This is a genomic window from Brevibacillus sp. NL20B1, from assembly GCF_018195675.1.
Taxonomy (GTDB): domain Bacteria; phylum Bacillota; class Bacilli; order Brevibacillales; family Brevibacillaceae; genus Brevibacillus; species Brevibacillus aydinogluensis.
Genome location: NZ_JAGTPT010000003.1, coordinates 25,168 through 51,182 on the forward strand (window position 1 = coordinate 25,168; position 26,015 = coordinate 51,182).

Consider the following 26,015-nt stretch of genomic DNA (forward strand, 5'->3'; position numbering starts at 1 on the left):
TCGATACCGTCCCGGCCTTACCCATACCCTGTGAGGAGGAGATTGATTATGGCGGACCTTTCCCAGCCCACGCCGGAAAACCTGGCGACGATTATTGAAGGCATCAAGTCCAAACTGAACATGGCCAACACCGCCGTCATGCGGCCGGAGGATTTCGACCTGACCCATTACGAAGACTTGCTGTACCTGTACAACATGGTGCAGAAAAAAGCGAGCTTCAGCATCAACGAAATGACCGCCATCGTCGAAGAACTGGGCAGCATGCGGAAGCAGTCCTGACCCGGGGCCCAATAGTCAGGCCCTAGACTTAGAGCCCAGCCCCCGGGAAACCTGCGCGAGGATCGCTGCAACCGCGCCGTGCGGGGGCTCATGCTTTCGCCCTGCTTCCTGATTGACGACACGCCGTATCCGCAGAGTGGTACGGCGTGTTTCATTTGTTTCCTCGATGCAAAAACGGCACGTCCCACCCCGCTTAATTTGGGCGAACATCCCGTACATCCGAGACATACGCATATCTCGTAATCAAATTCCACTGGAAACGGGGTGGATTGCACCATGACTTTGTATATCGATTACACGACGTCAGCCCAATTCTTTTCTGACGTCAACAATAACCTGCTCGTCCAAAAGGATCCCCGCAACTACATCAACGTCCTCTCCACCCAACAGTTGAATACGCTGGACAACGTGTCTTTGCTGGACATCTTCCTCAGCGCGGGCAACGTCGTGGAGCCTCACTACCATCAAAATGCCGCCGAGCTGGTGTACTGCATTTCCGGAGCGGCCAATGTTTCCTTCATCAACCCATTTACCAATCGCCTTCATCATTATCAGATTACGCCGGGCCAAGTGGTCAACATCCCCCAAGGCTGGTGGCACTGGGAAATCGCAACCGCTGACAACACGCATCTGCTTGCCATCTTCAACGCACCCATCCCCGAAGTCATCCTGGGGTCCGATATCCTGAGACTGACACCCAGCGAAATATGGGCGTACACATACTGCCTGAATGAGTCCAGCGTCAAAAATACGCTGGCCCCCATCCAACGTTCGCTCTTCATCGGCCCTCCAACAGGCTGCCATCAACCACAGGGCTATCAACCGTATGCACCGCAAGCGCAGGGATATCAACCTGTACCGCAAGCGCAAGGATATCAACCTGCACCGCAAGCACAGTGCTGTCAACCGTATGCACCGCTTCCCCATCCGTATCATCAGCAGCCGTATTGGTAACGTGTCAGCGCTGCCAAATCGTTTCAATTACTGACCATGTAGAGTCCCAGCCCATTTTGCTTGACAACAAGGATATTGGCAGCCGCACACCGAACCTCTCTCCTTATCATTTTGTGGGGAGAGGTCCCCTCTCCTTTCTCCGGCGTCACCTACAACCACAAAACATCCCTTGTATGGAAATATTTTCTTGACAATCGCACATTTTTCACTATTTTTAATGTAGCGGATGCTTGTGTCAGAAAATTCACCATACAGGGGAAGTGATTTCGTTTTGAATGGCCTGCCGCTCTCCCGCTTTACCGGAATGCTTGCGACCAACTCCTCCCTGCGCAACCTCTGGCTTGCCCGTGCCGTATCCGCACTGGGCGATTATGTGTACAGCGTCGCATTGATGTGGTTCGTCTACGAGCAGACACATTCCGCCCTGCAAACGGGACTGCTGTTTATTCTCAAGTTTTTGCCCGAGCCTTTCGTGGGGCTCTATTTTGGCGTGTTGGCGGATCGTCTGAACCGAAGACGTCTCATGCAGTTCTCCGACCTTTTCCAAATGCTTGCCATGCTGCTGTTGGGCGTGCTGATCGCAAGCGGTTCGTTTCACATGTGGCATCTCTACGTCATCACGATCTGCGCGTCGATGGCCGGAACGCTCTTTCGCATCGCGCAAACCTCCCTGATTCCCGATCTGGTCGGCAGACATGAGTTGGTGAGCGCCAACGCCCTGCTGTCCGTAACCATGCAGTTGATGCGGATGATCGGGGCCACGCTGGGCGGAATTTTGGTCGCGATAATCGGCGTTGCCGGGACCATCGAAATCAATGCGCTGTCTTTTCTGGTGTCTCTGGCTTTTGTGCAGCGGATTCGCCACGACAAGGCCCAGCCTGCGGCCTCTTCCGCGTCAGCAAAGAGCGTGAACAGCGAGATCAAGGAGGGGCTGAACTGGCTGGTAAACAACAAGATCGTGCTGCTTCTCATGCTGTTGGGGACGCTTGCCAATGTCGCCCTGGCTCCAACCAACGTCCTGCCCCCCATGCTGATTCAACGCGAATTTCACGGGGACGCCCGCATGTTGGGCTGGTTTGAAACTTCCATCGCGTTGGGACTTCTGCTGGGCGGAATCCTGGTCGGGACGCTCTCCCCCAAAAAAGTGGGGCGGTGGTTTCTCGCCGGATTGGGTCTGGAAGCTGTCGGCATGCTGAGCGTTGCCGTCGCCCCGTTTGCATGGATGGCGTATGCGGGCAATTTTCTGCTGGGAATCGGGGTGATGGTCTGCAACATTCCGTTGAGCACGCTGATGCAGACACTGATTCCCGACAGGATGCGGGGGCGGGTGAACAGCATGACGTCGATCGCGTTTAACATCTCGATCCCGATCACCTACGGCGGCATCGGCGCCTTGGCGGACGTGATCGGCGCGAAACCCAGCTATGGTCTGGGAGCGCTTTTGCTGGCCCTGTGCGCGGCAATTGGCGGAATGAACGCGGGGCTGCGCTCGTTCGACCTCGGAGAGGGGCAAAAAGCTGGCGAGGCAAATGAGGACGCAGGACAAGCGGTTTGACGCAGGCGCATCATCCCGGCAGCATGGCGTCCCTTTCCCATATCCGGCACGGAACACGCCGCCCACACTGCACGAAAAAAACGGGCCCTCCCGTCGGCACTGCCTGAGGGAAGACCCGTTTTTTTGTTTTTATCAGTGGTTGACGATGCCTACGCGCGCTTCCGTCTGCTCCGGCCGCTCCGCCTCCTCGCAGCCTTCTTTCCAGAGCAGGTAGCGGATACTGTCCGCCAGCGCTTCCCAGCTCGCTTCGATCACGTTGGTGGAGACCCCGACCGTGCTCCACTTTTCTCCGTCGCGGGCGGATTCGATCAGGACGCGCACTTTGGCCGCCGTCGCCCCGCTCTCGTCCAGCACCCGCACCTTGTAGTCGGTCAGATACATCTCTGCCAGACAGGGGAAGTGGGTTTCCAGCGCCTTGCGCAGCGCGTTGTCCAGAGCGTTGACGGGACCGTTGCCTTCCGCAGCGGTGTGGACGACCTGGCCATTGACATGCAGCTTGACCATCGCTTCCGAAGAGATCGACTGGTCTGCCGTCTTTTCCATCAAAATCTTGAACGAGTCGAGCGTAAACAGTTGGCGCAGCTTGCCCGCCGCCTCCAGCAGCATAAGCGTGAGCGATGCCTCTGCCCCTTCGTATTGATATCCCTGAAATTCGCGCTCCTTGATCCGCTTGACGATCTCCCGCGCTTCCTGCCTGTCCAGCGCCACGTCGATCTCCAGCTCCTCTGCCTTGGCCAGCAGGTTGCTCTGGCCGGCCAGTTCGGAGACCAGCACGCGCCGTTTGTTGCCGATCAATTCCGGGTCGATGTGTTCATAGGTCTTGGGATCTTTCAGCACGGCGCTGACGTGGATGCCGCCTTTGTGGGCAAATGCGCTGTTGCCGACAAACGGCTGGTTGTTGGGCATCGCCATGTTGGCGATCTCCGCCACAAAACGGGACAGTTTGGTCAGCTGCTTGAGCTGCTCCGGAGCGACGCAGTCGTAGCCAAGTTTCAACTGCAGATTGGGAATGACCGAGACCAGGTTGACGTTGCCGCACCGTTCACCAATCCCGTTGATCGTCCCCTGCACCTGCTGGGCGCCCGCCTGAACCGCCGCCAGCGCGTTGGCCACGGCCAGTTCGCCGTCGTTGTGGGGATGGATGCCCAACGGTGTCTGTACGCTTGCCTTTACCGTGCGGACGGTATCGAAAATCTCGTGCGGCAGGCTGCCGCCGTTGGTGTCGCAGAGGACGATCCAGTCGGCACCTGCCTCCTCCGCCGCTTCCAGCACGCGCAGTGCATAGACCGGATTGTGCTTGTAGCCGTCAAAAAAGTGTTCGGCCAAAAACAGGACGGTCAGCCCCCGCGATTTGAGAAAAGCGACGGAGTCAGCCACCATCCGCAGGTTTTCGTCCAAGGTAGTCTTGAGCGCGTCGGTGACGTGCAGATCCCACGACTTGCCGAAGATGGCCGCCGCCTTGACGCCGCTTTCCAGCAGGGCTCGCAGGTTGTCGTCCTCCTCTGCCGCCACGTTGGGCCGACAGGTGCTGCCAAACGCTGTCACCACCGCGTGTTTCAGCGGAATTTCCCGCATCCGCTCAAAGAAGGCCATGTCCTTGGGATTGCTGCCGGGCCAGCCGCCTTCGATAAAGTCGATGCCAAACTGGTCCAGCTTCACGGCGATCTTCACCTTGTCCTCCACCGACAGGCTGACGCCTTCGCCCTGCGTGCCGTCCCGCAGTGTCGTATCGTACAGATACACCTTTTCTTTCATCTTCTCTCCACCCCATGTGCTTCTATCATTTTTCTGAATTATTTGTATCATTCACCATATGATGCTATTCAGTATACCACAGCCCATAGGGAAAGAAAACGCGTGATTTCGCCGCTTTTGCTCATGTGCACCGGGCGTGGACAAAGGCGGCGGTTCGTTCGATTGCCTCTTCCAGTTGGGAGGAGGTGCCGGCAAACGGATGGCGGGTGTTGAAGGTGTGGTCGCCCGCTTCGATCCAGTGCAGTTCGCTCTCCCGCGCCGTCTCGTGCAGGCGCATCGCTCCCTTCACCAGCCGATCGTAGTCATCCCGCCCCTGGATGATGCAGAGCGGCTGCGGCATGCTCGCCACTTTCACCAGGAGGTCGTACTTGTCCCGGTTCTGATCCACGTCGTCGATGACCGCCTTCGTAATCGGCATCTGCTGTCCGGTCCGGGCATTGGCGATGTAGCCGACGCCCTGCTCGGCGATTTGCCGGCGCAGCTTCTCGTCAAACAGATTGACGTCGGCCACGCCGTTCCAGGTGATGATCCCTTTGACGAGCGGGTTGCCCGCCCCAAACAGGATCGCGTCCGCCCCGCCTTTGCTGTGCCCGAGCACAAACAGCTTTTCCCTGTCAAACCAGGCGGAGAACGCTCCGCCATCTTGCAGCAGCCACCCGGTCAGGATGGTCAAATCGGCCACCTCACGCGCGTATGTATTGCGCCCGAACTTTTCCAGCTCGTCAAATTCCGTCAGGCTTTCCCCGACGCCATTGCAGGAAAAGTTGAAGCGGACGACGGCGATGCCCCGCTCAGCCAACTGCTCGGCGACGTAGGGAAAGCTGCCCCAGTCCTTAAACCCTTTAAACCCGTGGCAAAAGATCACGAGCGGCTGGTCCGGCGACGCGCTCTTCGCGTGAAAGTCGCCGCGGATCGTCAAGTCCTCGCCGGCGGCAATGCGAAACGACTCCATCATGATTCTTCACCTCTTTGGGGGTTTTTTCTTATCTTATTATGAAGGCAGCAACGCCCAAAAGGAAACCCGTCGGAGCGAAGCCAGATTCGCTGTATCAAAGAAAAATGCAAAAGACCTTCCGCCATGGCAGAAGGCCTTATCCGGTATGGGAGGCGATGCGCTCGTCAGACACCAAATGCAGGGCGTACTCCAGCGGTCTTCTCACAGCATGGAGGTAGCGGTCCCACTGGCCCAGCTTGCGGAAAATATCACGACCCGGCTTGGGATTGATTTCGATGATCCACACCCGGCCGTTTGCATCAATGCCCAAATCAAACCCAAACTCCATCATGGAGCCGAAATGTTTCTCGATCGCTTCCACCGTTTTCAGCGCCAGCTCCCGGCACTCGCAGAGAATCCGCTCCGCCTCCTGCACGCCGAAGCGATAGGCCAGAAAACGGCCAGCCGGCAACGCGGTCCCGCCGCCGTGCAGATTGGACGTGGACGATTGCTTGGAACCGAGCCGCATCCCCACGCCGGTCAGCCTCCACTTGCCGCTTCCATCCTTCTGGATCAACAATCGCGCGTCCACTGTCCGTCCCGGCAGCAGGGTCAAATCCAGCCCTTGCTGCAGGAAGAACTGCTCCTGCCCGAATTTTTCCCGTTTCGTCCAGCGCTCGATTTCGGCGGTCAGCGCCGACAGCGTCGGCAGGACAGCATGCTTCCTCCCTTGCTTCTTGGTCCGTCCGCGCAGCAGGTAGACCTTGCCTCTCCGCTCCACCCGCAGGATGCTGCGTCCGCCTGATCCATTGGTCGGCTTGACATAGACGATGCCGTGCCGTTTCAGCATGTCGGCCAGCACGTCCCGCTTGTAGAGCCGCGTCTCCGGCAGCCAGCGCTGCAGTTCCTCCTCCTGCATCAGCACCTGATGGACGCGAAACTTGTTGGCAAAGCGGCTGTTGGCGTAGCGAAACAAGTTTTTGGTGCGGAACGGCAGGTAATTCTTGTGCTTCGCTATCGGATAGTAGCGGTACCGGTCGATTACGATATCGGGCCAAGCGTACCAGCTGCTTTTCCAGCCGTCCGCTCCCGGCGTAAACCCCTTGATCATGCGGGAGGCAGCGTTCACATCCTGCGGGGAAAAGACAAACACTTCCGCCCCCATCAGCTTTCCCTCCCTGACAAGCCGGCGCAAAAATCCTTGTTCGTAAAAACCATTTTTCCCCCGATAGGTCAGAATGCCGATCCGTTTTTTCACGTGTCGTCCTCCCTCTCTGTGGATGACTTCTCCCCATCAGCTTATGGCCGAACGTGAAAAAAAGCGCCAGGGCCCACAAGGGTTAGGCGCTTCGTGAACGCTTTTCGTGTTTGTCCAAAAAATCGAGAGCGGCGCGTCCAAGCACTTCGGCGGCGATCAGCATGGCGCTTTCGTCAATGTCAAAGCGCGGATGGTGGTGCGGATACTCTGCCCCTTTTTGCGGATTGCCGGCACCGACAAAGAGAAACGAGCCCGGCACGTGCTGCAGATAGTAGGCGAAATCCTCCGCTCCCATCATCGGTTCCATGCGTTCCACGTTGTCCCAGCCGACCGCCGCTGCGGCCGCCTGGCGGGCGATCTCTGTCTCTGCCTCGCTGTTGATGACGGCCGGGTAGCCGCGCATGTAGGTCACTTCCGCGCTGCCTCCCATCAATGCAGCCGTGCCTTTGGCAATCTCGATCAGCCGCTGTTCCGCCTTGTCCCGCACGTGCGGCAGGAACGAGCGGACCGTGCCCGTCAGGCGGCAGCGGTCAGCGATCACGTTGTAGTTGTCTCCGGCGTGAAAGGTTCCCACCGTGACGACCACGCTCTCCAGCGGACTGATGTTGCGGCTGACGATCGTCTGCAGCGCCCCCACGATCTGGGAACCGATCACGATAGCATCGACGGTCTCCTGCGGGATCGCGCCGTGCCCTCCTTTGCCCTGGATCTCGATTATGAAGTCGTCGCAATTGGCCATCACCGGGCCGGCGTTCACCCAGACCGTGCCGACCGGACACATCGACCAGAGGTGTGCGCCAAAAATGGCATCAACCCCCTGCAGCGCGCCGTCTTCCACCATCTGAATCGCTCCGCCCGGATTTTCCTCCTCGGCATGCTGGAACAAAAACACGATCGTACCCGGGATCTCGCCGCGGTGGCGGGACAGCACCGTCGCCAGCCCCAGCAGTCCGGAGGTATGGGCATCGTGGCCGCAGGCGTGCATCACGCCCGGCACCTTGGACTTGTACTCCACCTCTTTTTCGTCCTGGATCGGCAGGGCGTCAAAATCGGCGCGCAGGGCGACAGTGGCACCCGGCTGTCCGCCACGCAGCACGCCGACGACGCCGCGTCCGCCCACACCGGTCCGCACTTCGTCAAACTCCAGTTGGCGCAGGATGTCCGCAATCATGGCGGGCGTCTTTTCCTCCTGGAACGACAGCTCCGGATACTGGTGCAGATGGCGGCGCCACGCGACCATCTGCGGTTCTATTTCTCTCAGCAGTTCTTTCAGTTTCTCCTGCAGCATGTCCATCCTCCCGCTCCTCTTTCAGCTCTCTTTTTCCATCATAGCAAAAACGATATTTTATTCATAGCTTTGTATAAATATAAAAATATAACAACATGCCCTGCTGCTCTTGGTGATTAATTTCGAAAAATTTCTTCATTATAATGGTGCGCATGCAAAAAGACAGCCGGACAACCGTATCCGCGCGGTGCCGCGCATCGGGTGTCCGGCTTTGTAGTATGGGGGACGGGAAGCAGGCTCACGCACCGCCGCTTCTGTTTTTTCGTTCATACAGGTAAAACGTGTGCGGAACCGGGTTGCGTTCATCGACCGTTCCTTCCCGCTTCCACACCAGCGTAAAAGCATCACGGTCCCACTCAGGGAAAAACGTGTCTCCCTCTGCCTCCATGTCGATTTCCGTAATGTACAGCCGATCGGCCAGATCCATGAACTGGCGGTACAGTTCGGCGCCGCCGAAGATGATTACGTCGCCCAGCGCCAGCACCTCTTCCACGCTGTGCACGACGTCGACGCCCGGCGGGGCAAAATCGCGCCGGCGGGTCAGCACGACGTTGCGTCGGTTGGGCAGCGGCCGACCCAGCGACTCAAAGGTCTTGCGCCCCATGACGATCGTCTTGCCGGTGGTCACTTCCTTGACGTGCTTCAAGTCGTTGGGCAAATGCCACGGCATCGCGCCGTCCTTGCCGATCACGCGGTTGCGGGCGTATGCCGCGATCATGCTGATCATACCGACACCTCCCCCTTGATGTGGGGATGAGCCTCGTAACCCACGATCTCGATGTCGTCAAACGTAAAGTCAAAGATGGACGTGACCGCCGGGTTCAGCCTGAGCTGCGGCAGCGGCAGCGGCTCCCGAGTCAGCTGCAGTTTCACCTGCTCCACGTGGTTGAGGTAGAGGTGGGCGTCGCCGAGCGTATGCACGAATTCGCCCGGCTCAAGTCCGGTCACATGGGCAACCATGTGCGTCAGCAGCGCGTAGCTGGCGATGTTGAACGGCACGCCGAGAAACGTGTCGCCGCTGCGCTGGTACAACTGGCAGGAGAGCCTGCCGTCCGCGACGTAAAACTGGAACAGCGCGTGGCACGGCGGCAGCGCCATCTTGTCCAGCTCGGCGGGGTTCCAGGCGCTCACCACCAGCCGGCGCGAATCGGGGTTGCGCTTGATTTCCTCTACAACCCACTGGATTTGGTCCACCGTCTTCCCGTCCGGACCGGCAAACGAGCGCCACTGCTTGCCGTACACCGGCCCCAGCTCGCCATTTTCGTCCGCCCACTCGTTCCAGATCCGCACGCCATTCTCCTGCAGATAGCGGATGTTGGTATCGCCTTTCAAAAACCACAGCAGTTCGTGGATGATCGATTTGGTATGCAGCTTTTTCGTCGTCAGCAGAGGAAAGCCTTCGCGCAGGTCAAACCGCATCTGGTGACCAAAGATGCTGATCGTGCCCGTTCCCGTCCGGTCCTGTTTGACGGTCCCCTCCGCCAGAATCCGGCGGCACAGGTCCAGGTATTGTTTCATCATTCATCGCTCCCTTGCGTACAGCAGTTGTCCCATCCTTTAATAGTAACCCAAATGGGACGGAAATGGGACAAGGCTTTTGACCAGTTCCCGCTGAATCCGTTCAAAATCGGACGCACCGCCGCCGTACGTCCAGCGCCGGATGTGCCGCAAGCGGTCCACGAACAGGACAGAACTATCGGTGACGTCCCTGACCCCCGCCACTTCCGGGAGGAGAATCCCGAGCGACCGGCTTACTTCCCGGTTGGCGTCGCTGTGCAGGTGATACGGCAGGTGCAGCTTTTCCCGCAGCGCCTTCAGCGTAAACACGTTTTCCACGCTGAGCCCGACGACGCTGCAGTTCTTTTCCGCAAACTGGCTGTACTGATCGCGGAACCAGGCCAGAGCCTGTTCGCTGGTCTCGGTGAAGGCAAACGGAAACGAGACGAGCACAAGGCCGTTCGCGTCCCGCAGCAGTTCGCCGCAGGAGACGCGAACGCCGTCGGTGGATGGCAGCGCGTACTTGTACAAGGCTTGAATGACCCGCATACTATCCCTCCTCACACGGAAGATCAGGGTGGATCAGAGGCCGGCTCAGCCCCGCCGGCCCGGATTCGCTCAGGGGGTTACTCGCCCGACGGCTGCGGGATATATCCGCTGATGTCGATGCCCAATCCCTCCGCTACGCGCATGCCGTACTCGGCGTCGGCGCGGAAGAAGTTGCAGATGGCCCGCAATTGAATCTCCCGGTCGACCGATTTCAGGTCGTTCACCAGGTTTTTGATCAGGTTGTCCCGCTCCGTCTGGCTGAAAGAGCGGTAGCGTTCACCCGCCTGGGTAAAGTCATCGGTTTTTGCGATGCGCTGGCGGGTCGTGACCCCGTGCAGCGGCGCTTGGCTCTCCGCGTACTCAGGGGCCTGTTTCGGCGTTTCCGTGTAGCTGTTCGGCTCGTAGTTGATCCGCGATGCGTCCTCCTTGATGCGCATCGCCCCGTCCCGCTGGTAGTTGCGCACCGGCGCGTACGGGCAGTTGATCGGGATCTGCAGGTAGTTGGGCCCGAGACGGTGACGTTGGGTGTCCGGATAGGAAAACAGACGGCCCTGGAGCAGTTTGTCTTCGGACGGCTCAATGCCCGGCACCAGTGCGCTGGGGGCGAAGGCGGACTGCTCCACTTCGGCAAAGTAATTCTCCGGGTTGCGGTTGAGCGTCATGGTGCCCACCTTGACGAGCGGCAGCACGTCCTCCGGCCATACCTTCGTGGGATCAAGCGGGTCAAAGGAAAACGCGTCCATGTCTTTCGGATCGAGAATTTGCACGTACAGATCCCACTGCGGAAAGTTGCCGGCTTCGATCGCCTCGTACAAATCCCGGGTCGCGTGGTTGAAGTCGTGGCCGCCGATTTCCCGCGCCTCTTCCGCCGTCAGGTTTTTGACGCCCTGCAGCGGCTTCCAGTGGTATTTCACGTATACGACCTGGCCGTGCTTGTTCACCCATTTGAAGGCGTGAACCCCGAACCCTTCCATCTGGCGGTAGTTGGCCGGCGTCCCGTAATCGGAGAACAGCCAGGTGAGCATGTGCGTGGATTCAGGACTCAGCGTCATGAAATCCCAGTAGTGGTTGGGCGTCTGAATGTTGTTGTGCGGCGCCGGCTTCAGCGAGTGCACCATGTCGGGAAACTTGATCGCGTCGCGGATAAAGAAGACGGGCAGGTGGTTGCCAACCAGGTCGTAGTTGCCTTCGGTGGTGTAGAACTTGACGGCAAAACCGCGCGGATCTCTAAGCGTCTCCGGCGACGTGCCGCCGTGAATCACCGTGGAGAAGCGGACGAACACCGGCGTTTCCGTGCCTGCTTCCTGCAAAAAGGCGGCCCGGGTGTATTTCGCCATGCTGGCCGTCGTCACAAACACGCCGTGCGCTCCCGCCCCCCGGGCGTGAACGACGCGCTCCGGAATCCGTTCGCGGTCGAAGTGCGCCAGCTTCTCAATCAGATGGTAGTCTTCCAGCAGCGTCGGTCCGCGCTGGCCGGCCGTTTTCGAGTTTTGGTTGTCCGCCACCGGCGCTCCCTGATTGGTCGTCAAAACATTACGGTTCTCCATGATCGTGCCTCCCATTGATTAGAATAGCTATCATTTGAAAATCATTATCACTTTCATGCATCAACCATAACACAATAACAATTATCTTTCAATAATTATTATTAAAAAGAAATAAGTATTATCATCTGAATCATGTGCGGAGCGGCAGCGATCCGTATTTTCTCGGTCACCGGACGGGCTGTGCTATAATAACGGCGACACGAAAGTATTAGGAGAAAGCCGGGGATGCTAAGGTGGATTGGAAACCGATCCGTCAGGGACATACACCTGTCTACAAACAAATTGCCGAATGGATGGAACAGCGGATTGCCAGCGGAGAGTTTCCGCCCGGGAGCCGTCTGCCGTCCGAACGGCTGCTCGCCAAGGAGCTCCAGGTCAACCGTTCGACCGTCGTGACCGCCTACGAGGAATTGCGGGCGGCCGGCTTGGTGGAGCGGAGACAAGGCAGCGGAACCATTGTGAGCCGGGACATCTGGGGCTTGGCCCGGAATCGTACGCCCGACTGGAAGCGGATGGCAGAGGCGGGGTTGTTCCGTCCCAACCTGCCTCTGATCCGCCAGATACGCCGCGACACGCAGGACAGCGACATGCTTGACCTGGCGAGCGGCGAATTGTCTCCCGAACTGGTCCCGCACGAGCAGTTTCGGCAGCTGCTGGCCGCGGGCGACTTCCCCTGTCACTTTGGCTACGAACATCCGCAAGGAAATCCGCAGCTGCGTGACACGCTGGTTGCCCACATGAAGACGTGGAAGGGCATCGATGCCGCTCCCTCGTCCATTCTGGTGACGGCAGGCGCCCAACAGGCCCTGCATCTCGTGGTTCAGTGCCTGCTCCAGCCGGGCGATGCCGTGGCGATCGAAGACCCGTCGTACTGCTACTCGCTGCCGCTGTTCCGGTCGGCGGGCGTGCGGCTTTTTCCGCTCCCCGTGGACAGCGAAGGCATCGATCCGGACGAACTGCTGGCGCTGCACGGCAAGCATCGGATCAAAATGGTCTTTCTCAACCCCAACTTTCAGAATCCGACGGGAACGTTCCTCTCCCTGCCCCGGCGGAAACGGCTGTTGGAGATTTCGGCTGAACACGGAATTCCCATCGTGGAGGACGACCCGTACAGCCTGACCGCCTTTTCGGGCGAACATGTTCCTACGTTGAAGTCCCTGGATCGACACGGCACCGTGCTGTACATCAGCTCGCTGACCAAGATTGTCGCCTCCGGGTTGAGGATCGGATGGGTTGTCGGGCCCCGAACGGTCATTGAGCGGCTGGCCGACGCCAAGCAGCAGATCGATTTTGGGCACAGCATTTTTCCCCAGTGGTTGGCGAACCGCTTTTTGTCCTCGGAGTGGTTTCCCGCCCATCTGGACATGCTGCGCAGGGAGCTGGCCGGCCGCAGCGAGCGGCTTGTTTGTTCGCTTCGCGAGTCGTTTGGCGGCAGCGCAGAGTTTGTGCCGCCCGCAGGAGGAATTCATTTATGGTGCCGGTTGACGGGCGAGTGGAGCGAGAACCGGATGCTGGCCGAATCGGTCAAGCGCGGCGTCATCTTTGTCCCGGGCATGGTCTTCGGATCAAAAAAAGGGTTCGTCCGCTTCACCTTCGGACGCCCCCCAAAAGAGCGGATTCAGGACGCGATCAGCCGCCTGGCGGAGGCGTATCGCTCCGTTTGTCGCCAATGACCGCCCGCCGCTTTTTTTCCCCCAGGGTCACGGCACCCGCGGAACGACAGTCGTTCAAGTGGATGGGCAAAAAAGTGGGCAAGTGGATGGTCCATTTCGGCGAACAACGGGATATGATCGTGTGGGACAAGCATGTGGCCCCATGTGTTCAGCTCCTCGCTGACGCATGGCAAAGACCGAAAGGAGTGTACCGATGTGAGCATTTATCCCTTTATCATAGCCGTCCTCGTTCTATCCTTCATCGGACTTGTCAGTACCATCCTGATCGGCCGAAATCCGGAAGAAAAGACGAGAAGAAGTTTTGCCAGACGGTCGAAAAACCTGCTTTCGATCTATCTGTCCCTCACGCTCGTTTTGTTGATTGCCTTTTTCATATTTTTATCCCGACAATAAGACATGCGCAAAAAGACGCCAGCTGCTCCCGCGGGAGCAACGGCGTCTTGTACGTCTGCAGGGACTGTTTGTCGAGAGGCAACCGGCTGGCGACTGTTGCTCCTCCTCGCTGCCGGCCGGGGCCAGCGGTCAGCTTTGGCTGTTCTTGCGGACCACATTTGCCGCCTGCAAGCCGCGCTGGCCGTTGACGATGTCAAACGTGACCAATTCACCTTCTTCCAGATTGCGGTATCCTGTTCCGGCGATGGCCGAATAGTGGACAAACACATCGGGGCCGCCTTCCCGTTCGATAAAGCCGTACCCTTTTTCCTTGCTGAACCATTTCACTTTCCCTTCAATCATTGCCCTTCCTCCCTGTGTCAGTGCAGCTCGCTGGCTTATCACATCATATGCGGATGCATGGGAAAGTGGAAACGCAGCACGAAAGAAAGAATGTCGTACGAAGGAAACGTTCAATCTAATTTTTTGATATCTTTTTGCTATTCGTTTGATTTTACCAGTAGATTTTAAAGCGCTTTCATGTTAGACTATTCATCGTCACAATATGTTCAATATTGATAAAATTGTAAAGGGGAATAAAACGCACATGGATATGCAACTAGTCGCTTCCATTACCGCCTATATGGTCGGCATGCTGCTGATCGGGTACTACGCGTACAAGCGCACATCCAATCTCACTGACTACATGTTGGGCGGCCGGACGCTCGGGCCGGCTGTGACGGCGCTCAGTGCAGGAGCATCCGACATGAGCGGCTGGCTGATGATGGGCTTGCCCGGCGCGATGTTTGCCCAAGGGATCAGCGCCTCGTGGATTGCCATCGGCCTGACGCTCGGGGCGTACGCCAACTGGTTGTACGTGGCGCCGCGTTTGCGCACCTATACGGAGGTAGCCAACAACTCCATCACCATTCCAGCGTTTTTGGAAAACCGCTTTGGCGACGGCAGCCGCATACTGCGCCTGGTATCCGGCCTAGTCATCATGATTTTCTTTACGTTTTACGTCTCCTCCGGGATCGTATCCGGCGGCGTGCTGTTCGAAAACACGTTTGGCCTCGACTACCACACCGGGCTGTGGATCGTAGCCGGCGTCACCATCGCTTACACGCTGTTCGGCGGTTTTCTCGCCGTGAGCTGGACCGACTTTGTGCAGGGATTGATCATGTTCATCGCGCTGATCATGGTGCCTGTGGTCACCATTATGACCGTCGGCGGAATCGGGCCAACCTTTACGGAAATCCATGCCGTTGACCCCGCCCTGCTCGACATTTTCAAAGGCACCAGCCTGATGGGCATCATCTCGCTGTTTGCCTGGGGGCTTGGCTACTTCGGCCAACCGCACATCATCGTCCGCTTCATGGCCATCTCCTCCGTCAAGGAGATGAAAAAAGCGCGCCGCATCGGCATGGGCTGGATGATCTTCTCCGTCGTTGGTGCAATGCTGACCGGTTTGATCGGCATCGCCTTGTACTCCAAACAGGGCTGGACGATTGCCGATCCGGAGACGATCTTTATCGAACTGGGTAAAATCCTGTTCCACCCGCTGATTACCGGCTTCCTGCTGGCAGCCATTCTTGCAGCGATCATGAGTACGATTTCTTCCCAACTGCTCGTCACTTCCAGCTCGCTGACTGAAGACGTCTACAAGACCTTCTTCCGTCGCTCGGCCACAGACAAGGAGTTGGTCACGATCGGCCGCCTGTCCGTCCTGCTGGTGTCGCTGATCGCCTTGGCGCTCGCCTACGGCAAGAACGACACGATCCTGAGTCTGGTCGGTTACGCCTGGGCCGGGTTTGGCGCATCGTTTGGACCGGTGGTGCTGCTTAGCCTCTACTGGAAACGGATGAACAAATGGGGCGCGCTCGCCGGGATGGTTGCCGGTGCCGCTACCGTCATCATCTGGACCCAATTTGACGTGCTGAAGAATTTCCTCTACGAAATGGTGCCGGGCTTTGCCGCCAGCTTGCTGGCCATCGTGGTCGTCAGCCTGCTGACGCAAAAGCCGTCGCAGCAGCTTCAGGAGCAATTTGACCGATACGAGCGTTTGAGCAAGCAGTAAGCACTTTGCTTGATTGCCGCTCCCACTCAATACAACGGGCAGACCGTCAATGCAACCTGCATTGGCGGTCTGCTCATTTTTGCACGCGAATATCTGCCCGAACCTTTCCTTTTCAAACCGGTAACCCCTCTGCACGACAATACCGGACACGACACGCTCAGCATCGCCCAAACCACGCGGCGGCCAGCAGGCGGATTCCCTCTGAAATGTCTTCTTCCCTCATGCCGCCAAAGCCGACGATGATGCGCGGCCGCTCCTGTCTGCCGCACGGCTCCTGCCAGTTGCGTCCGACCGGGTAGACACCCACTCCCGCCTCAGCGGCTATACGAATCAGCTCTTCTTCGCTGCGGTCCGTATGTACTTCCAGCAGGATGTGCAGGCCCACGGAATGGCCCAGCACGGTCACGTGCGGATGCAGGTGGTCGACGATCGCCTGCAGCAGGATTGCATGCTTTTTCTGGTAGATTGTCCGCATCTTGCGAACGTGCTTTTCCCAGTACCCTTTTTGCATAAAAAGCTGCATCGCCCGCTGCTCAAGGCGCGGGACAGGCGACGGATACGCCTGGAAGCTCTCCAGATAGCGGCCCAGCAGGACCGGCGGCAGCACCGTATAATTCATGCGCAGCGCGGGGGAAAAAGCCTTGGAGAAATTGCCGATGTAGACCACTGTTCCCGTTTGATCCATGCCTTGCAGGGAGGGCGTCGGTTTGACGTTGTAGCGGAACTCGCCGTCGTAGTCATTTTCGATGATGATTCCTCCGCATGCCTTGGCCCACTGCAGCAGGCGGAGACGTTTGGCCACCGGCATGACCATGCCGTGCGGGTACTGGTGGGCGGGCGTTACGTAGACGACGGTGGCACCGCTTCGCTCCAGCACGTCCACGGACAGGCCGTCCTCCTCCAGCGGCACCGGCACGACGCGAAAACCGTGATGTTCAAACACGACGCGAGCATCGGCGTAGCCCGGTTCCTCCATCGCCACGACCTGATGATCGTCCCGCAGCATCAGGCAGAGAAAACTTATCGCCTGCTGCAGTCCCGTGCCAATGACGATTTGCTCCGGCTCGCACACCAGCGTCCGCGCCCGTCTGAGGTAACGAGCCAGCTCCACCCTTAGTTCCCACTCTCCCTGGTCGTCCCCGTAATAGGCAAAGTCGGCGGAGTACCGGTCCATCGCCTCCATCAGGCAGGAGCGCCACAGCGCATACGGGAAATGACGGGTGTCCACCACCGAACCGTGAAAGTTGTACCGCAAGGAAAGATGCTCGCCTTTCCGCTTTTTTTGTCCGGTGGGCAGCACAGGTCGCTCGTCTGTGCTGCTGTCCGCCCAGGCTTCAATGTCAGCGGCAAAATATCCGCTGCGTTCCCGGCTGACGATGTAGCCTTCCGCCAGCAGCTGTTGATAGGCCGCTTCCACCGTGATCTTGCCCACGCCGATGGATCGGGCGAGCTGGCGGATGGACGGCAGCCGGGTTCCCGCCGGGATGCGTCCGGCGGCAATTTCCCTGCTGATCGCCTGATACAGTTGAACGTACAACGGTTCATCGCTGTCGGGGTGCAAGATGGGCGTCAGGTCCATTCATCGTCCCCTCTCTGTCCTTATCAATCCCTTGAAAACTGTCACTATTGACAGGTGCAGATGTCAAGTAGACTAAGTATAACAGAAAAGCTCGCACTGTGAAACGCGCGTACAAAGCCAGCCGCATGCGGGAGCTTTTCCTGTCATCTGTCAAGATCTTGATATGCAGACACATCACCATACCGGGGGGAATACGCATGAACATCTTGCTCAAAGGGGAAAAAGTGGTACTGCGGGACATCCGTCCGGAGGATCTGGACACGCTCTACTATTGGTATTACGAGGCAAATGACCGGGAGCATCTCAACTGGAACAGCCCCTACAAGCCGTTGGAGCCGATGACGCTGGAAGAGTACCGTCAGCTTCCCAAACACCGGGAGGCGCTGGCTCTCGCAGGCACAGACAAGCCCCGAACGGAACTGATCATCGAAATCGACGGCGAGCTGAAAGGAAGTGTGGGGCGCTACTGGGTGTCGGAGGTAACCAACTGGTTTGAGATCGGCATCGTCATCTACGATTCGCGCTACTGGTCCAACGGTTACGGCAGCGAAGCGTTTCAGATGTGGATCGACTATCTGTTTACCCACATGGACACCGTCCGGCTGGGAATCGGCACCTGGTCCGGGAACGAGCGGATGATCCGGCTGGCCGCCCGCTGCGGGATGATCGAAGAAGCGCGGGTTCGCAAGGCACGCATCGTGCGCGGCGAATACTACGACGCGATCAAGATGGGCATTCTGCGCGAAGAGTGGGAGTCACGCCGACAGCTTGGACAAGGAGGATGAACTCCTCCTGGCGCTTCCTGCGCCCAGCAGTGCCGAAGCGTGTATCGCTGCATCAAACGCTTCCGCCCATGCACACCAAAAAAAGCGGCCCGGTGACAGGCCGCTTTTGGCGTCATGTTACATTGCTCCTCGTCTCGCCGGTGCCGCTTACTCCAGCTCGGAAGCCACGCGCTGCAGCTTGCCGGACAGTTCGTCCAAATCCAGCGTCATGTCCAGTGCGGCAAACACGCCGGTAAAGTACGACTCCACCTGCTCCGCCGCACGGTTCCGCTCGTCCGCTGTCACGGCCGCAAACAGGGTGGAAAACTGTTCACCCAACTGCTCACTGCCGGCCGCGACGTAGGCGGCGACGGGTTCCTGCAGCAGTTTTTCCAGTTGGTCGCGCAGTTTGGTCTTGCCGTCCTGTTCAAAAAAGTCCTTGGTGTTTTTGAACAGGGAAAGCGCCGGGTGCAGGGCTGCCGCATCCACCGGAAGCTCTTCAGCAAACGGCAGCGTCTCCGTCTGGCGCGGCTGGAACGGAGCCAGCGTCAGCCCGGCGGCGTGCCGCTGTACGTCGCGCTGCCACTGCTCCACCAGGGAGACTCCCAGTTTGTTTACAAACTTCTCCAGGCGCAGCGTCGTGGCCCTCAACTCCTGAGCCAGGTCGTAGCTGATCGACCGCAGCAGGTCACTCAGACAGCCTTGCAGCGCCTGCTTCATGTTCCGGCCGTCTTCTTTCAGCACAGCCGGGTTAAACGCGGCATTGAACAGTTCGTTGAACCGGAAGAAGAGGCGCTGTTTTACATAGTACAGCAGTTCCTCCTGCTCCTTGGCCAGATCCCGTTCGGCCGACGCAGTAGACAGCTCGGCCACCGCTGCGAGCGCCGCCCGCTTCGCCTCTTCGGCGGCCTGGCGGCGTGCGATCCGTTCGCTTTCGTCCGCCTGGGCCATCCGGATGAACTCGGCCAGCATGTCGTGTGCCCGGCGGATTTCTCCCATCGCCGCCGTAACAGCAATGCTCGTCAGTTCTTCCAGGGTAAAGCGGAGGAAATCCCGTTCAAACCCTGCCATGCCGGACAGCTCAAATGCCTGTTCCGCCGCTGGCAGCGGTTCGCCTTCCGCCGTGCCGGTGCGCTGGCGGTACACTTTTTCCGCCGAGGCCGACAGCTTGCCTGCCGCGTGCATCCTGGCCAGCAATGCCGTCTGGCTGGAGACAGGATAGATCCGCGGATGGCGGATGCCGCAGGCGAGCAGGTTTTTCTCCACGTGCGCGACCACTCCGTCCAGCTCTTCCTTGGAGGAGGCGAGGTCGGCAGCGTTGACGATGAAGAACATTTTGTCCATCTCAAAGGTGTCCTTCACGCGGCCCATCTGCAGCAGAAATTCCCGGTCCGACTGGGAAAAGGCGTGGTTGTAGTAGGTGACGAACAACACCGCGTCGGCGTTTTTCATGTACTCGAAGGCGACCCCGGTATGGCGGGCGTTGATCGAGTCCGCTCCCGGCGTATCGACCAGCACGATCCCTTGCTCGGTCAGGGGACACGCGTAAAAGAGCTCGATGTACTCGGCAAAGCAGGCTTTCTCCTCTTTGGCCACAAAGCCTTTGAACGCCTGCATGTCGACGATCAGCTCGCCCCCCAGATGGGGAGTCATGTCGCTGAGCCCCTTGGTCACCGCTTTCAAAAAGGTGAAATGCGGTTTCGCAGTCGGCGGAATGTGCGCCACGTCGATCTTGTCCAGTTCGGCCAGAGCCTGCTCCAGCCCGTCAGCCGACAGGCCAAAGACGGCAAGTGAGCGCAGCACGTCCTGCTCCACCGCTTCCCGGCTCTTCAGGACCACTCGCACCGTCCCGTGCGGATGGCTCTCGGTCGGCGGCATGATTTTGTTGATCGCCGCCGTCGTCGGATTGGGGGACACCGGCAGTACCAAATCCCCCATCAGCGCGTTGGCAAACGACGACTTGCCGGCGCTGAACGCTCCGAACAACGCGACCGTAAAGCGGTTGGCAGTCAGACGGTCGGCACGCTCCCGCATTGCCTCGGCCTGCGCCTGCATTCCCGGCACCGTCGCAATTTCATCGCTTGCCCGCCGCAAGCGCTCCGCTGCAGCAATCAGTTTCTCTCTCAGTTGGTTCATTGTCTCCGTTACGCTCCTTCACGCAAAATCGCTCGCAGCCGCTCTTTGACCGCCCGCTCGTTTTCTGCCAGCGCAGCCAGCCCGGCGTGAATCTCCGCCAGTTCACGCAGTGCGCCCAGCCGCCCATTCAGCGCTTCGGCCTCCGCTTCTGCCTCTTTACGCAGCCGCGCCGTCACCTGTTCGATGAACGCCAGTCCTGCACGGTGGTACTCCGCCTTGATCGCGTTGGAAATATCGGAACAGTAGTTCATCACGTATTCGCGCGTGCCTGCTCCCTCCTTCACAAGGGCGGCGAGAAATTCAGCCGTCACCTCGATCCGCGTGGCGTGCACGGCGGCGTGGTAGGCTTCGTCGCGGATGCCGTACGCCTCGGGCAGCTTGCTCACCAGATCCTTGAAATGGAAGTCGAGATTGCCGGCCACCTTTTCGCGGATATCAGCCAAGAGGGCGTCCAGCCGCTTGGCCCGTTCCTCCTCCGTTTTTCTGGCGGCAAAGAACAGGCCCACCTTGAATCCCGGCTTGCGGCTTTCCAGATAGCGCTCCGCCGCTTCGTTGGTGCTGTAATACGTCAGCCGCGCGTTGTCAAGCAGGGCGGACAGCTCTTTTTCCATCTGCTTGCGCGCCTCCTCGGCCCGGTTGGCCAGCGCAGACTGCTGCGCTTCCGCCTCCCGGAGCGCCGCTTCCGCCTGGGCGGCATCGCTCTTGTCCACGCCGTCCACCGCCAGTGCCTCCAGTCTGCTCTCCAGCGCTTCGCGGGCCGCTGCGTTGCGCTGGGCGATCCCTTTCACGTGCTCGTCGATCAGGTGCTCCGCAGAGTGGACGACGCTCTCCCCAATCAGCCTCTCCCGCTCACCGATCAGCGCCAGCAGCTTCTCCCGAAACGCCTCGTACTGGTTTTCCGGGTGATCCGGCTCCGCCAGCGACGTGTAGAAAATGCCGTCCGGCTTGATGTTCCACGTGGCGAACGCCTCTTCCACGCTCTCCTTGTAACTGTCAAAATCAAGCTCAAAGTCGATGTGCTTGTCAATCATGTTGACGACCAGGTAGACCGGTTTTCCGCGGTCTTTCAGCGCTTTGGTAAAATTGAAGTTCTCCTCCGCCTGCACGTGGTTGTAGTCCATCATGTAGACGACCACGTCCGCCAGGTGAAGCGCCGATTCGGTCGCGATCTTGTGGGCGGCGTCGGTGGAATCGATCCCCGGCGTATCCAGAAGACTGGAACGCTCGTCCAGGAACGTCCCCGGATAGGAGACTTCCACCCATTCCACGGTGTCCCCATCCACGGCAAACTGCTTCAGCTTTTCCATTTCGGTGTCAGGGTCAAAGGTCAGTACGCCGCTGTTGCGCGTATAGACGCGAGCAGCCTTTTCCCCGCCGCGGATTTTGACCACGTTGGCGCTGGTGGGAATCGGATTGGACGGCAGCAGATTGACGCCCAACAGCGTATTGATCATCGTCGATTTGCCGGCGGAAAAATGGCCGCAAAATGCGATGTTCAGCTCTGCCTGCCGCGTCTTCTCGGCAAGCTGCGCCATTTTCCCCGGCGTCGTGCCGTCTTTCGCCTCTTCCATCATCGATCCGATCTGTTCCAGTGTATCAGCAAGGCGGGCAAAATCCGTTGCCCGCTCCATTACCTGTGTGTCAGGCACCCCTATCATCCTCTCGTCTTTCTTCCTCTCCACTCTCCTATTCTACCATGCCGAATGTACCACACCTCCCCTCGTTCTTCAATTCTTTTGCGCGAATGCGGTATTGGAACTTACATGCAGGGGCAAACCGGCACCGCAGAAGCGGCAGCGTTCGCATAATTCCGCTCACTTCCGGAAAAAATCGCACTAACAGGCTTGTGTTTCCACGACAGGAGGGACCTCCAGGTGTATCGCAAAAATAAGAGGCCGACAAAAACAATGGCTTCGCAGTTGAAGCGACGCCCGCAGCAGACGCCCGACCTGTCCACCCCGCTCTACCCCCGTCTTGAGGAAAACCTGACGGCCATCAAGCAGACGTTGGGTAACCCGCAAGATCTGATCGTCCGGACATTTTCGATCGACAATACCTCGCTAACGTGCGCCGTGGTTTGCTTCGACGGACTGGTGGACTCTGATCTCATCAATGACAAAGTCGTCAAGCACATCCAGCTGACACTGCCGGCATCGGGCAAGAAGCTCCCTCCGCCGGGCGAAGAGATGCTGACGTTCCTGTTGAGAGAAGTGCTGTCTACCATCGAGGTCAAACTGGAATCAACATTTGAAGCCATGTATGACCGGGTACTCGCAGGAGATACCGCCCTGTTTGTCGACGGCACAGCCCAAACCATCGTGATCGACAGCCGAGGCTGGCAGACCCGCACTATCGACGAGCCGGTGTCGGAAGGGCTGGTGCGGGGCCCACGGGAAGGGTTTACCGAGAACATCCGGGACAATACGATGCTCGTCCGGCGGCGGGTCAGGGACGTCCAGCTCCGCTTTGATACCATGAACGTGGGACGGCGCAGCAAGACCGATTTGATTATCGCCTACATGCAGGACATCGCCAATCCCGCGCTCGTGCAAGAGGTGAAACGGCGGCTGGCCACCATCGACGTTGATGAGGTGGAAGAATCTGGATTTATCGAACAGTGGATCGAAGACGACTTTCTTTCGCCGTTCCCGCAATGCCAGGTGACCGAGCGGCCGGACAAGGTGGCTTCCGCGCTGTTTCAAGGCAGGGTGGCCATCTTGCTGGACGGTACCCCGATGGGCCTGATCGTGCCGGTTACCTTCAGCATGCTGCTTCATTCGCCGGAAGACTTTTACGAGCGCTGGATTGTCGGAACGCTGGCCCGGCTGCTTCGCTACGTGGCCGCGTTTCTGGCGGTCTTTTCTCCAGCGTTGTACGTCGCGCTCGTCACCTATCATCCCGGACTGATCCCATCCGACCTGGCCTTCTCTATCGCAGCGACGAGAGAAGGCGTTCCGTTTCCGGCGTTTGTCGAAGCGCTGCTGATGGTGGCGACGATGGAGCTGCTTCAGGAGGCGGGGCTGCGCCTGCCGAAACCAATCGGTCAGACGGTGGGGATCGTCGGCGGTTTGGTGATCGGCGAATCGGCCGTATCAGCCGGACTCGTCAGCCCGGTCATGGTCATCGTCGTCGCCCTGACGGCGATCGCCTCGTTTGCCATCCCGGCGTACAACCTGGCGCTGACGTTTCGCATGATCCGCTTTGTTGTGATGTTTGCCGCCGCTATCTTCGGCCTGTACGGAGTCGTGCTTATGTTTGTCGCCATCTTTATTCACCTGGCCAATCTGACGAGCCTGGGTGTGCCGTACCTGACGCCGTTTGCGCCGCAACTGCTGAACGACTGGAAGGATCTGTTGCTGCGTGCTCCCGTGACGTTTATGCGAAAACGGCCGGAGACCGGGCAGCCAAAAGACCACATTCGCATGAAGACAGGGGATGCGCCATGAACAACGTTCCCTATGCGGATCAAAAAATCCGCACCAGAGAGATGGTGATCATCATCGCCAATGCCGTGATCGGTGTAGGCATCCTCACTTTTCCCCGTTCGATTGCGAAGGAGACCGATGCGTTTGACGGATGGATTTCTGTCCTCATCGGCGGCGCTGCCGTCTGTCTCATCGGCTGGCTGTTGGGCAAGCTGGCCAGCCGCTTTCCCACCCGTACCTATTTCGATTACGTGGCGCTGATCGTCGGCCGGCCGTTCGCGTATCTGCTCACTCTGCTCTTTGGTGTGTACAGCATATTGATGGTCTCCTTTGAAGTCCGGGCTGTCGGCAATATCGCCAAGCAGTACCTGTTCACGAACACGCCGGTGGAGATGATCACGCTGGCCTTTTTGCTGATCGTCCAGTATGCTGTGGCAGGATCGCGCATGGCGCTGCTGCGTCTCAACCTCATCTTTCTGCCGATCGTGCTGCTGGTCATTCTCATGGTCCAGATGTACACGCTGCGCTTTTTGGAATGGGAAAACGTCCGGCCGTTCTTCTCTTCCGACTGGATGACCCTGCTCAAAGGTGCGAAAGGAGTGACCCTGTCCATGTCCGGCCCGGAAATCGTGCTTTTTTACACGCTCCTGATGAAACGTCCGCAGGATGCCCCCAAATCAGTCATCCTGGGACTGGCGATTCCTGTCCTGCTGTACATGACCATTTACATGGTGATCATCGGTGTCTTTTCAGCGGCGGTGGCCAAAAATCTGACCTTTCCCACCATCGAGCTGGCAAAAGGTGTCGAGGTGCCCGGCGGGTTTATCGAACGGGTCGAATCCCTCTTTTTCACCATCTGGATCATGACCATCTTTAACACCAGCACCATCTGGTTTGATCTGACCATAACCACGCTGCGGTCCGTATTTACCCGGTTTTCGAAATTTACGTGGATTCGCATGATCTCGCCAATTGTCTACCTGATTGCGATGTCGCCGCAAAACCAGAACGAGTTTCTTACCTTTGGCGACAGGCTCAGCTACTTCGGTGTGGTGATCGCCTATGTCATCCCGCTCCTGCTGCTGGCGATCGCCAAACTGCGGGGGGTGAAGGAGAGTGATTGACCGCCGATTCGTGCGCACTGCCTTGATCGGTCTGTGCGCTTTCCTGACATCCGGGTGCTGGGATCAGGTGCCCATCGAAGAGCGCGGTTTTGTCATCGGCGTGGCGATTGACTTCCCCCGCTCCTCAGCCGCAGAGGAAACAGCAGAAAAGGAAGCGCCAGACAGGCCGGAGGGACGATGGCGGTTTTTGGTTACCCACCAGTTCGTGGTTCCCGGCGGACTGGTTTCCGGTTCGCAGCAAAGAGGCGTCCAGGGCAGTGCCAACGAGGCGTTTTTGAACCTCGCATCAGAAGGGGATTCCCTGCTGGAGATTTCCAGTGAGCTGGCGACGCGGAGCAGCCGGATTCCGTTTTACCAGCAACTGAAAGTGCTGATCATCTCCGAAGAGGTGGCCAAGGCCAATCACGCCTTTGCCGACGCGCTCGACTTTTTCCTGCGCGATCCGGAACTGCGCCGCAGCAGCAAGGTGATGATCGCCAAAGGGGACGCCCGCCCCGTCCTGGAAATCTCCCCAATAAACGAAAAACTGCCGGCCATGTACATCAACGCCGTGGCCGAAAACATCCAAAAAAACGCGCGGATATTGCCGGAAATATGGTTGGGTGAATGCCACGAAAATCTGATGAACGAGCACAGCTTTGTGCTTCCCCGCATTACCTCAAACGAAAAGGAAGTGAAAGTGGCCGGCGCGGCCGTGTTTAATGGAAAATCAAACCGCATGGTCGGTTTTTTGGGCGAAGAAGAAACGGAAGGCTTGAACTTCCTCACCGACCGCGTTAAGGGGGGCATGCTGAAGGCAGTGCTCGATCGCGAACTGGTGACATTTAACATTGAGTCGGCCAGCCGGAAAATCAAGGCGGATATCCGGCACAAGGAGCGGATGCGATTCGTCTACACCATCACGTGTGAAGGCGTGATCGACGAGACGTTCAAGCCAATGAATTACCTGAGCAAAGATGCGTTAAAAACGCTGCAGGATCACCTGGCCAAAGAGATCGAGCGAATGGCCCGCGACACGATCAGAAAGGTGCACAAGCAGATGAAAACAGATGTGCTCGGGTTGGGCACTTACTTGAAACAGGAGCATCCCCACCTCTGGAAGCAGCTCAAACACGACTGGGAGTACGGCAGAAATTACTTCGCATCGAGCGAAATCGACGTCAAGGCAACCGTGTACATCCGCAATGTGGGCGAGATCAATACAACGGAAACCCGCAGCAGGAACGAAGTACGTTAAGGCGGTGTAGCC

Annotated in this window: 21 protein-coding genes; 9 read left to right on the plus strand and 12 right to left on the minus strand. The window is 58.4% G+C overall.

Going from position 1 to position 26,015, the window contains the following annotated elements; translation table 11 throughout:
* Nucleotides 1–48 precede the first annotated feature (48 nt).
* The 3 genes from KDN35_RS03240 to KDN35_RS03250 all read left to right on the plus strand — a co-directional run bounded on the left by KDN35_RS03240 (nt 49) and on the right by KDN35_RS03250 (nt 2,788).
* Nucleotides 49–279 (plus strand): DUF1128 domain-containing protein, encoded by a 231-nt coding sequence (locus KDN35_RS03240; protein ID WP_171565992.1) that lies wholly within the window; start codon nt 49–51, stop codon nt 277–279.
* 276 nt (nt 280–555) lie between these two features.
* A complete protein-coding gene (locus KDN35_RS03245) occupies nt 556–1,233 on the plus strand; it encodes a cupin domain-containing protein (RefSeq protein ID WP_212132060.1) in 678 nt (225 codons plus the stop codon).
* Between the two features lie 271 nt (nt 1,234–1,504).
* Nucleotides 1,505–2,788 (plus strand): MFS transporter, encoded by a 1,284-nt coding sequence (locus KDN35_RS03250; protein ID WP_171565989.1) that lies wholly within the window; start codon nt 1,505–1,507, stop codon nt 2,786–2,788.
* A gap of 132 nt (nt 2,789–2,920) precedes the next feature.
* Here KDN35_RS03250 and cimA read toward each other — a convergent pair whose 3' ends face one another.
* The 8 genes from cimA to KDN35_RS03290 all read right to left on the minus strand — a co-directional run bounded on the left by cimA (nt 2,921) and on the right by KDN35_RS03290 (nt 11,616).
* A complete protein-coding gene (gene cimA / locus KDN35_RS03255) occupies nt 2,921–4,543 on the minus strand; it encodes a citramalate synthase (protein ID WP_171565988.1) in 1,623 nt (540 codons plus the stop codon).
* Nucleotides 4,544–4,664: 121 nt separating this feature from the next.
* Entirely contained in the window at nt 4,665–5,498 is an 834-nt protein-coding gene (locus tag KDN35_RS03260; RefSeq protein WP_212132061.1) for an alpha/beta hydrolase family protein, read from the minus strand.
* A 136-nt stretch (nt 5,499–5,634) separates the two neighbouring features.
* Nucleotides 5,635–6,735 (minus strand): YheC/YheD family endospore coat-associated protein, encoded by a 1,101-nt coding sequence (locus tag KDN35_RS03265; RefSeq protein WP_212132062.1) that lies wholly within the window; start codon nt 6,733–6,735, stop codon nt 5,635–5,637.
* Between the two features lie 82 nt (nt 6,736–6,817).
* Entirely contained in the window at nt 6,818–8,023 is a 1,206-nt protein-coding gene (locus KDN35_RS03270) for an amidohydrolase (RefSeq protein WP_171565984.1), read from the minus strand.
* 238 nt (nt 8,024–8,261) lie between these two features.
* Nucleotides 8,262–8,750 (minus strand): dihydrofolate reductase, encoded by a 489-nt coding sequence (locus KDN35_RS03275; protein ID WP_171565983.1) that lies wholly within the window; start codon nt 8,748–8,750, stop codon nt 8,262–8,264.
* Entirely contained in the window at nt 8,747–9,541 is a 795-nt protein-coding gene (locus KDN35_RS03280) for a thymidylate synthase (protein ID WP_212132063.1), read from the minus strand. Before KDN35_RS03280 ends, KDN35_RS03275 begins: the two co-directional genes overlap by 4 nt.
* Nucleotides 9,542–9,580: 39 nt before the next feature.
* The gene (locus tag KDN35_RS03285; RefSeq protein WP_212132064.1) at nt 9,581–10,069 is read right to left on the minus strand and encodes a redoxin domain-containing protein; all 489 of its coding nucleotides are present in this window, start codon (nt 10,067–10,069) and stop codon (nt 9,581–9,583) included.
* 77 nt (nt 10,070–10,146) lie between these two features.
* Nucleotides 10,147–11,616, minus strand: coding sequence for a catalase (locus KDN35_RS03290; protein WP_212132065.1), 1,470 nt, complete (start codon nt 11,614–11,616; stop codon nt 10,147–10,149).
* 233 nt (nt 11,617–11,849) lie between these two features.
* Here KDN35_RS03290 and pdxR (KDN35_RS03295) point away from each other — a divergent pair, with 233 nt between their 5' ends.
* Nucleotides 11,850–13,289: a MocR-like pyridoxine biosynthesis transcription factor PdxR gene (gene pdxR / locus KDN35_RS03295; RefSeq protein WP_212132066.1), complete on the plus strand. Its 1,440-nt coding sequence runs from the start codon at nt 11,850–11,852 to the stop codon at nt 13,287–13,289.
* Between the two features lie 522 nt (nt 13,290–13,811).
* Here pdxR (KDN35_RS03295) and KDN35_RS03300 read toward each other — a convergent pair.
* Nucleotides 13,812–14,024, minus strand: coding sequence for a cold-shock protein (locus KDN35_RS03300; RefSeq protein ID WP_171565976.1), 213 nt, complete (start codon nt 14,022–14,024; stop codon nt 13,812–13,814).
* Between the two features lie 244 nt (nt 14,025–14,268).
* On the opposite strand from KDN35_RS03300, the gene putP reads away from it, so the two are divergent.
* Nucleotides 14,269–15,738, plus strand: a complete 1,470-nt coding sequence (putP, locus tag KDN35_RS03305) for a sodium/proline symporter PutP (RefSeq protein ID WP_212132067.1) — start codon at nt 14,269–14,271, stop codon at nt 15,736–15,738.
* 157 nt (nt 15,739–15,895) lie between these two features.
* Here the strand turns inward: putP and pdxR (KDN35_RS03310) are convergent, their stop codons facing one another.
* Nucleotides 15,896–17,317, minus strand: a complete 1,422-nt coding sequence (gene pdxR, locus KDN35_RS03310) for a MocR-like pyridoxine biosynthesis transcription factor PdxR (RefSeq protein ID WP_212132068.1) — start codon at nt 17,315–17,317, stop codon at nt 15,896–15,898.
* Nucleotides 17,318–17,514: 197 nt separating this feature from the next.
* Between pdxR (KDN35_RS03310) and KDN35_RS03315 the strand changes: the two genes are divergently transcribed.
* Nucleotides 17,515–18,102: a GNAT family N-acetyltransferase gene (locus KDN35_RS03315; protein WP_212132069.1), complete on the plus strand. Its 588-nt coding sequence runs from the start codon at nt 17,515–17,517 to the stop codon at nt 18,100–18,102.
* 147 nt (nt 18,103–18,249) lie between these two features.
* Here the strand turns inward: KDN35_RS03315 and KDN35_RS03320 are convergent, their stop codons facing one another.
* Both KDN35_RS03320 and KDN35_RS03325 read right to left on the minus strand, forming a co-directional pair.
* Nucleotides 18,250–20,217, minus strand: a complete 1,968-nt coding sequence (locus KDN35_RS03320; RefSeq protein ID WP_212132070.1) for a dynamin family protein — start codon at nt 20,215–20,217, stop codon at nt 18,250–18,252.
* 8 nt (nt 20,218–20,225) lie between these two features.
* A complete protein-coding gene (locus KDN35_RS03325; RefSeq protein ID WP_249178891.1) occupies nt 20,226–21,848 on the minus strand; it encodes a dynamin family protein in 1,623 nt (540 codons plus the stop codon).
* Between the two features lie 276 nt (nt 21,849–22,124).
* On the opposite strand from KDN35_RS03325, the gene KDN35_RS03330 reads away from it, so the two are divergent.
* The 3 genes from KDN35_RS03330 to KDN35_RS03340 are packed head-to-tail and all read left to right on the plus strand — an operon-like array spanning nt 22,125 to nt 26,003.
* Nucleotides 22,125–23,663: a spore germination protein gene (locus tag KDN35_RS03330; RefSeq protein ID WP_171566046.1), complete on the plus strand. Its 1,539-nt coding sequence runs from the start codon at nt 22,125–22,127 to the stop codon at nt 23,661–23,663.
* Entirely contained in the window at nt 23,660–24,766 is a 1,107-nt protein-coding gene (locus KDN35_RS03335; RefSeq protein WP_212132071.1) for a GerAB/ArcD/ProY family transporter, read from the plus strand. Before KDN35_RS03330 ends, KDN35_RS03335 begins: the two co-directional genes overlap by 4 nt.
* Nucleotides 24,759–26,003, plus strand: a complete 1,245-nt coding sequence (locus KDN35_RS03340; RefSeq protein ID WP_349290949.1) for a Ger(x)C family spore germination protein — start codon at nt 24,759–24,761, stop codon at nt 26,001–26,003. Before KDN35_RS03335 ends, KDN35_RS03340 begins: the two co-directional genes overlap by 8 nt.
* Nucleotides 26,004–26,015 lie beyond the last annotated feature (12 nt).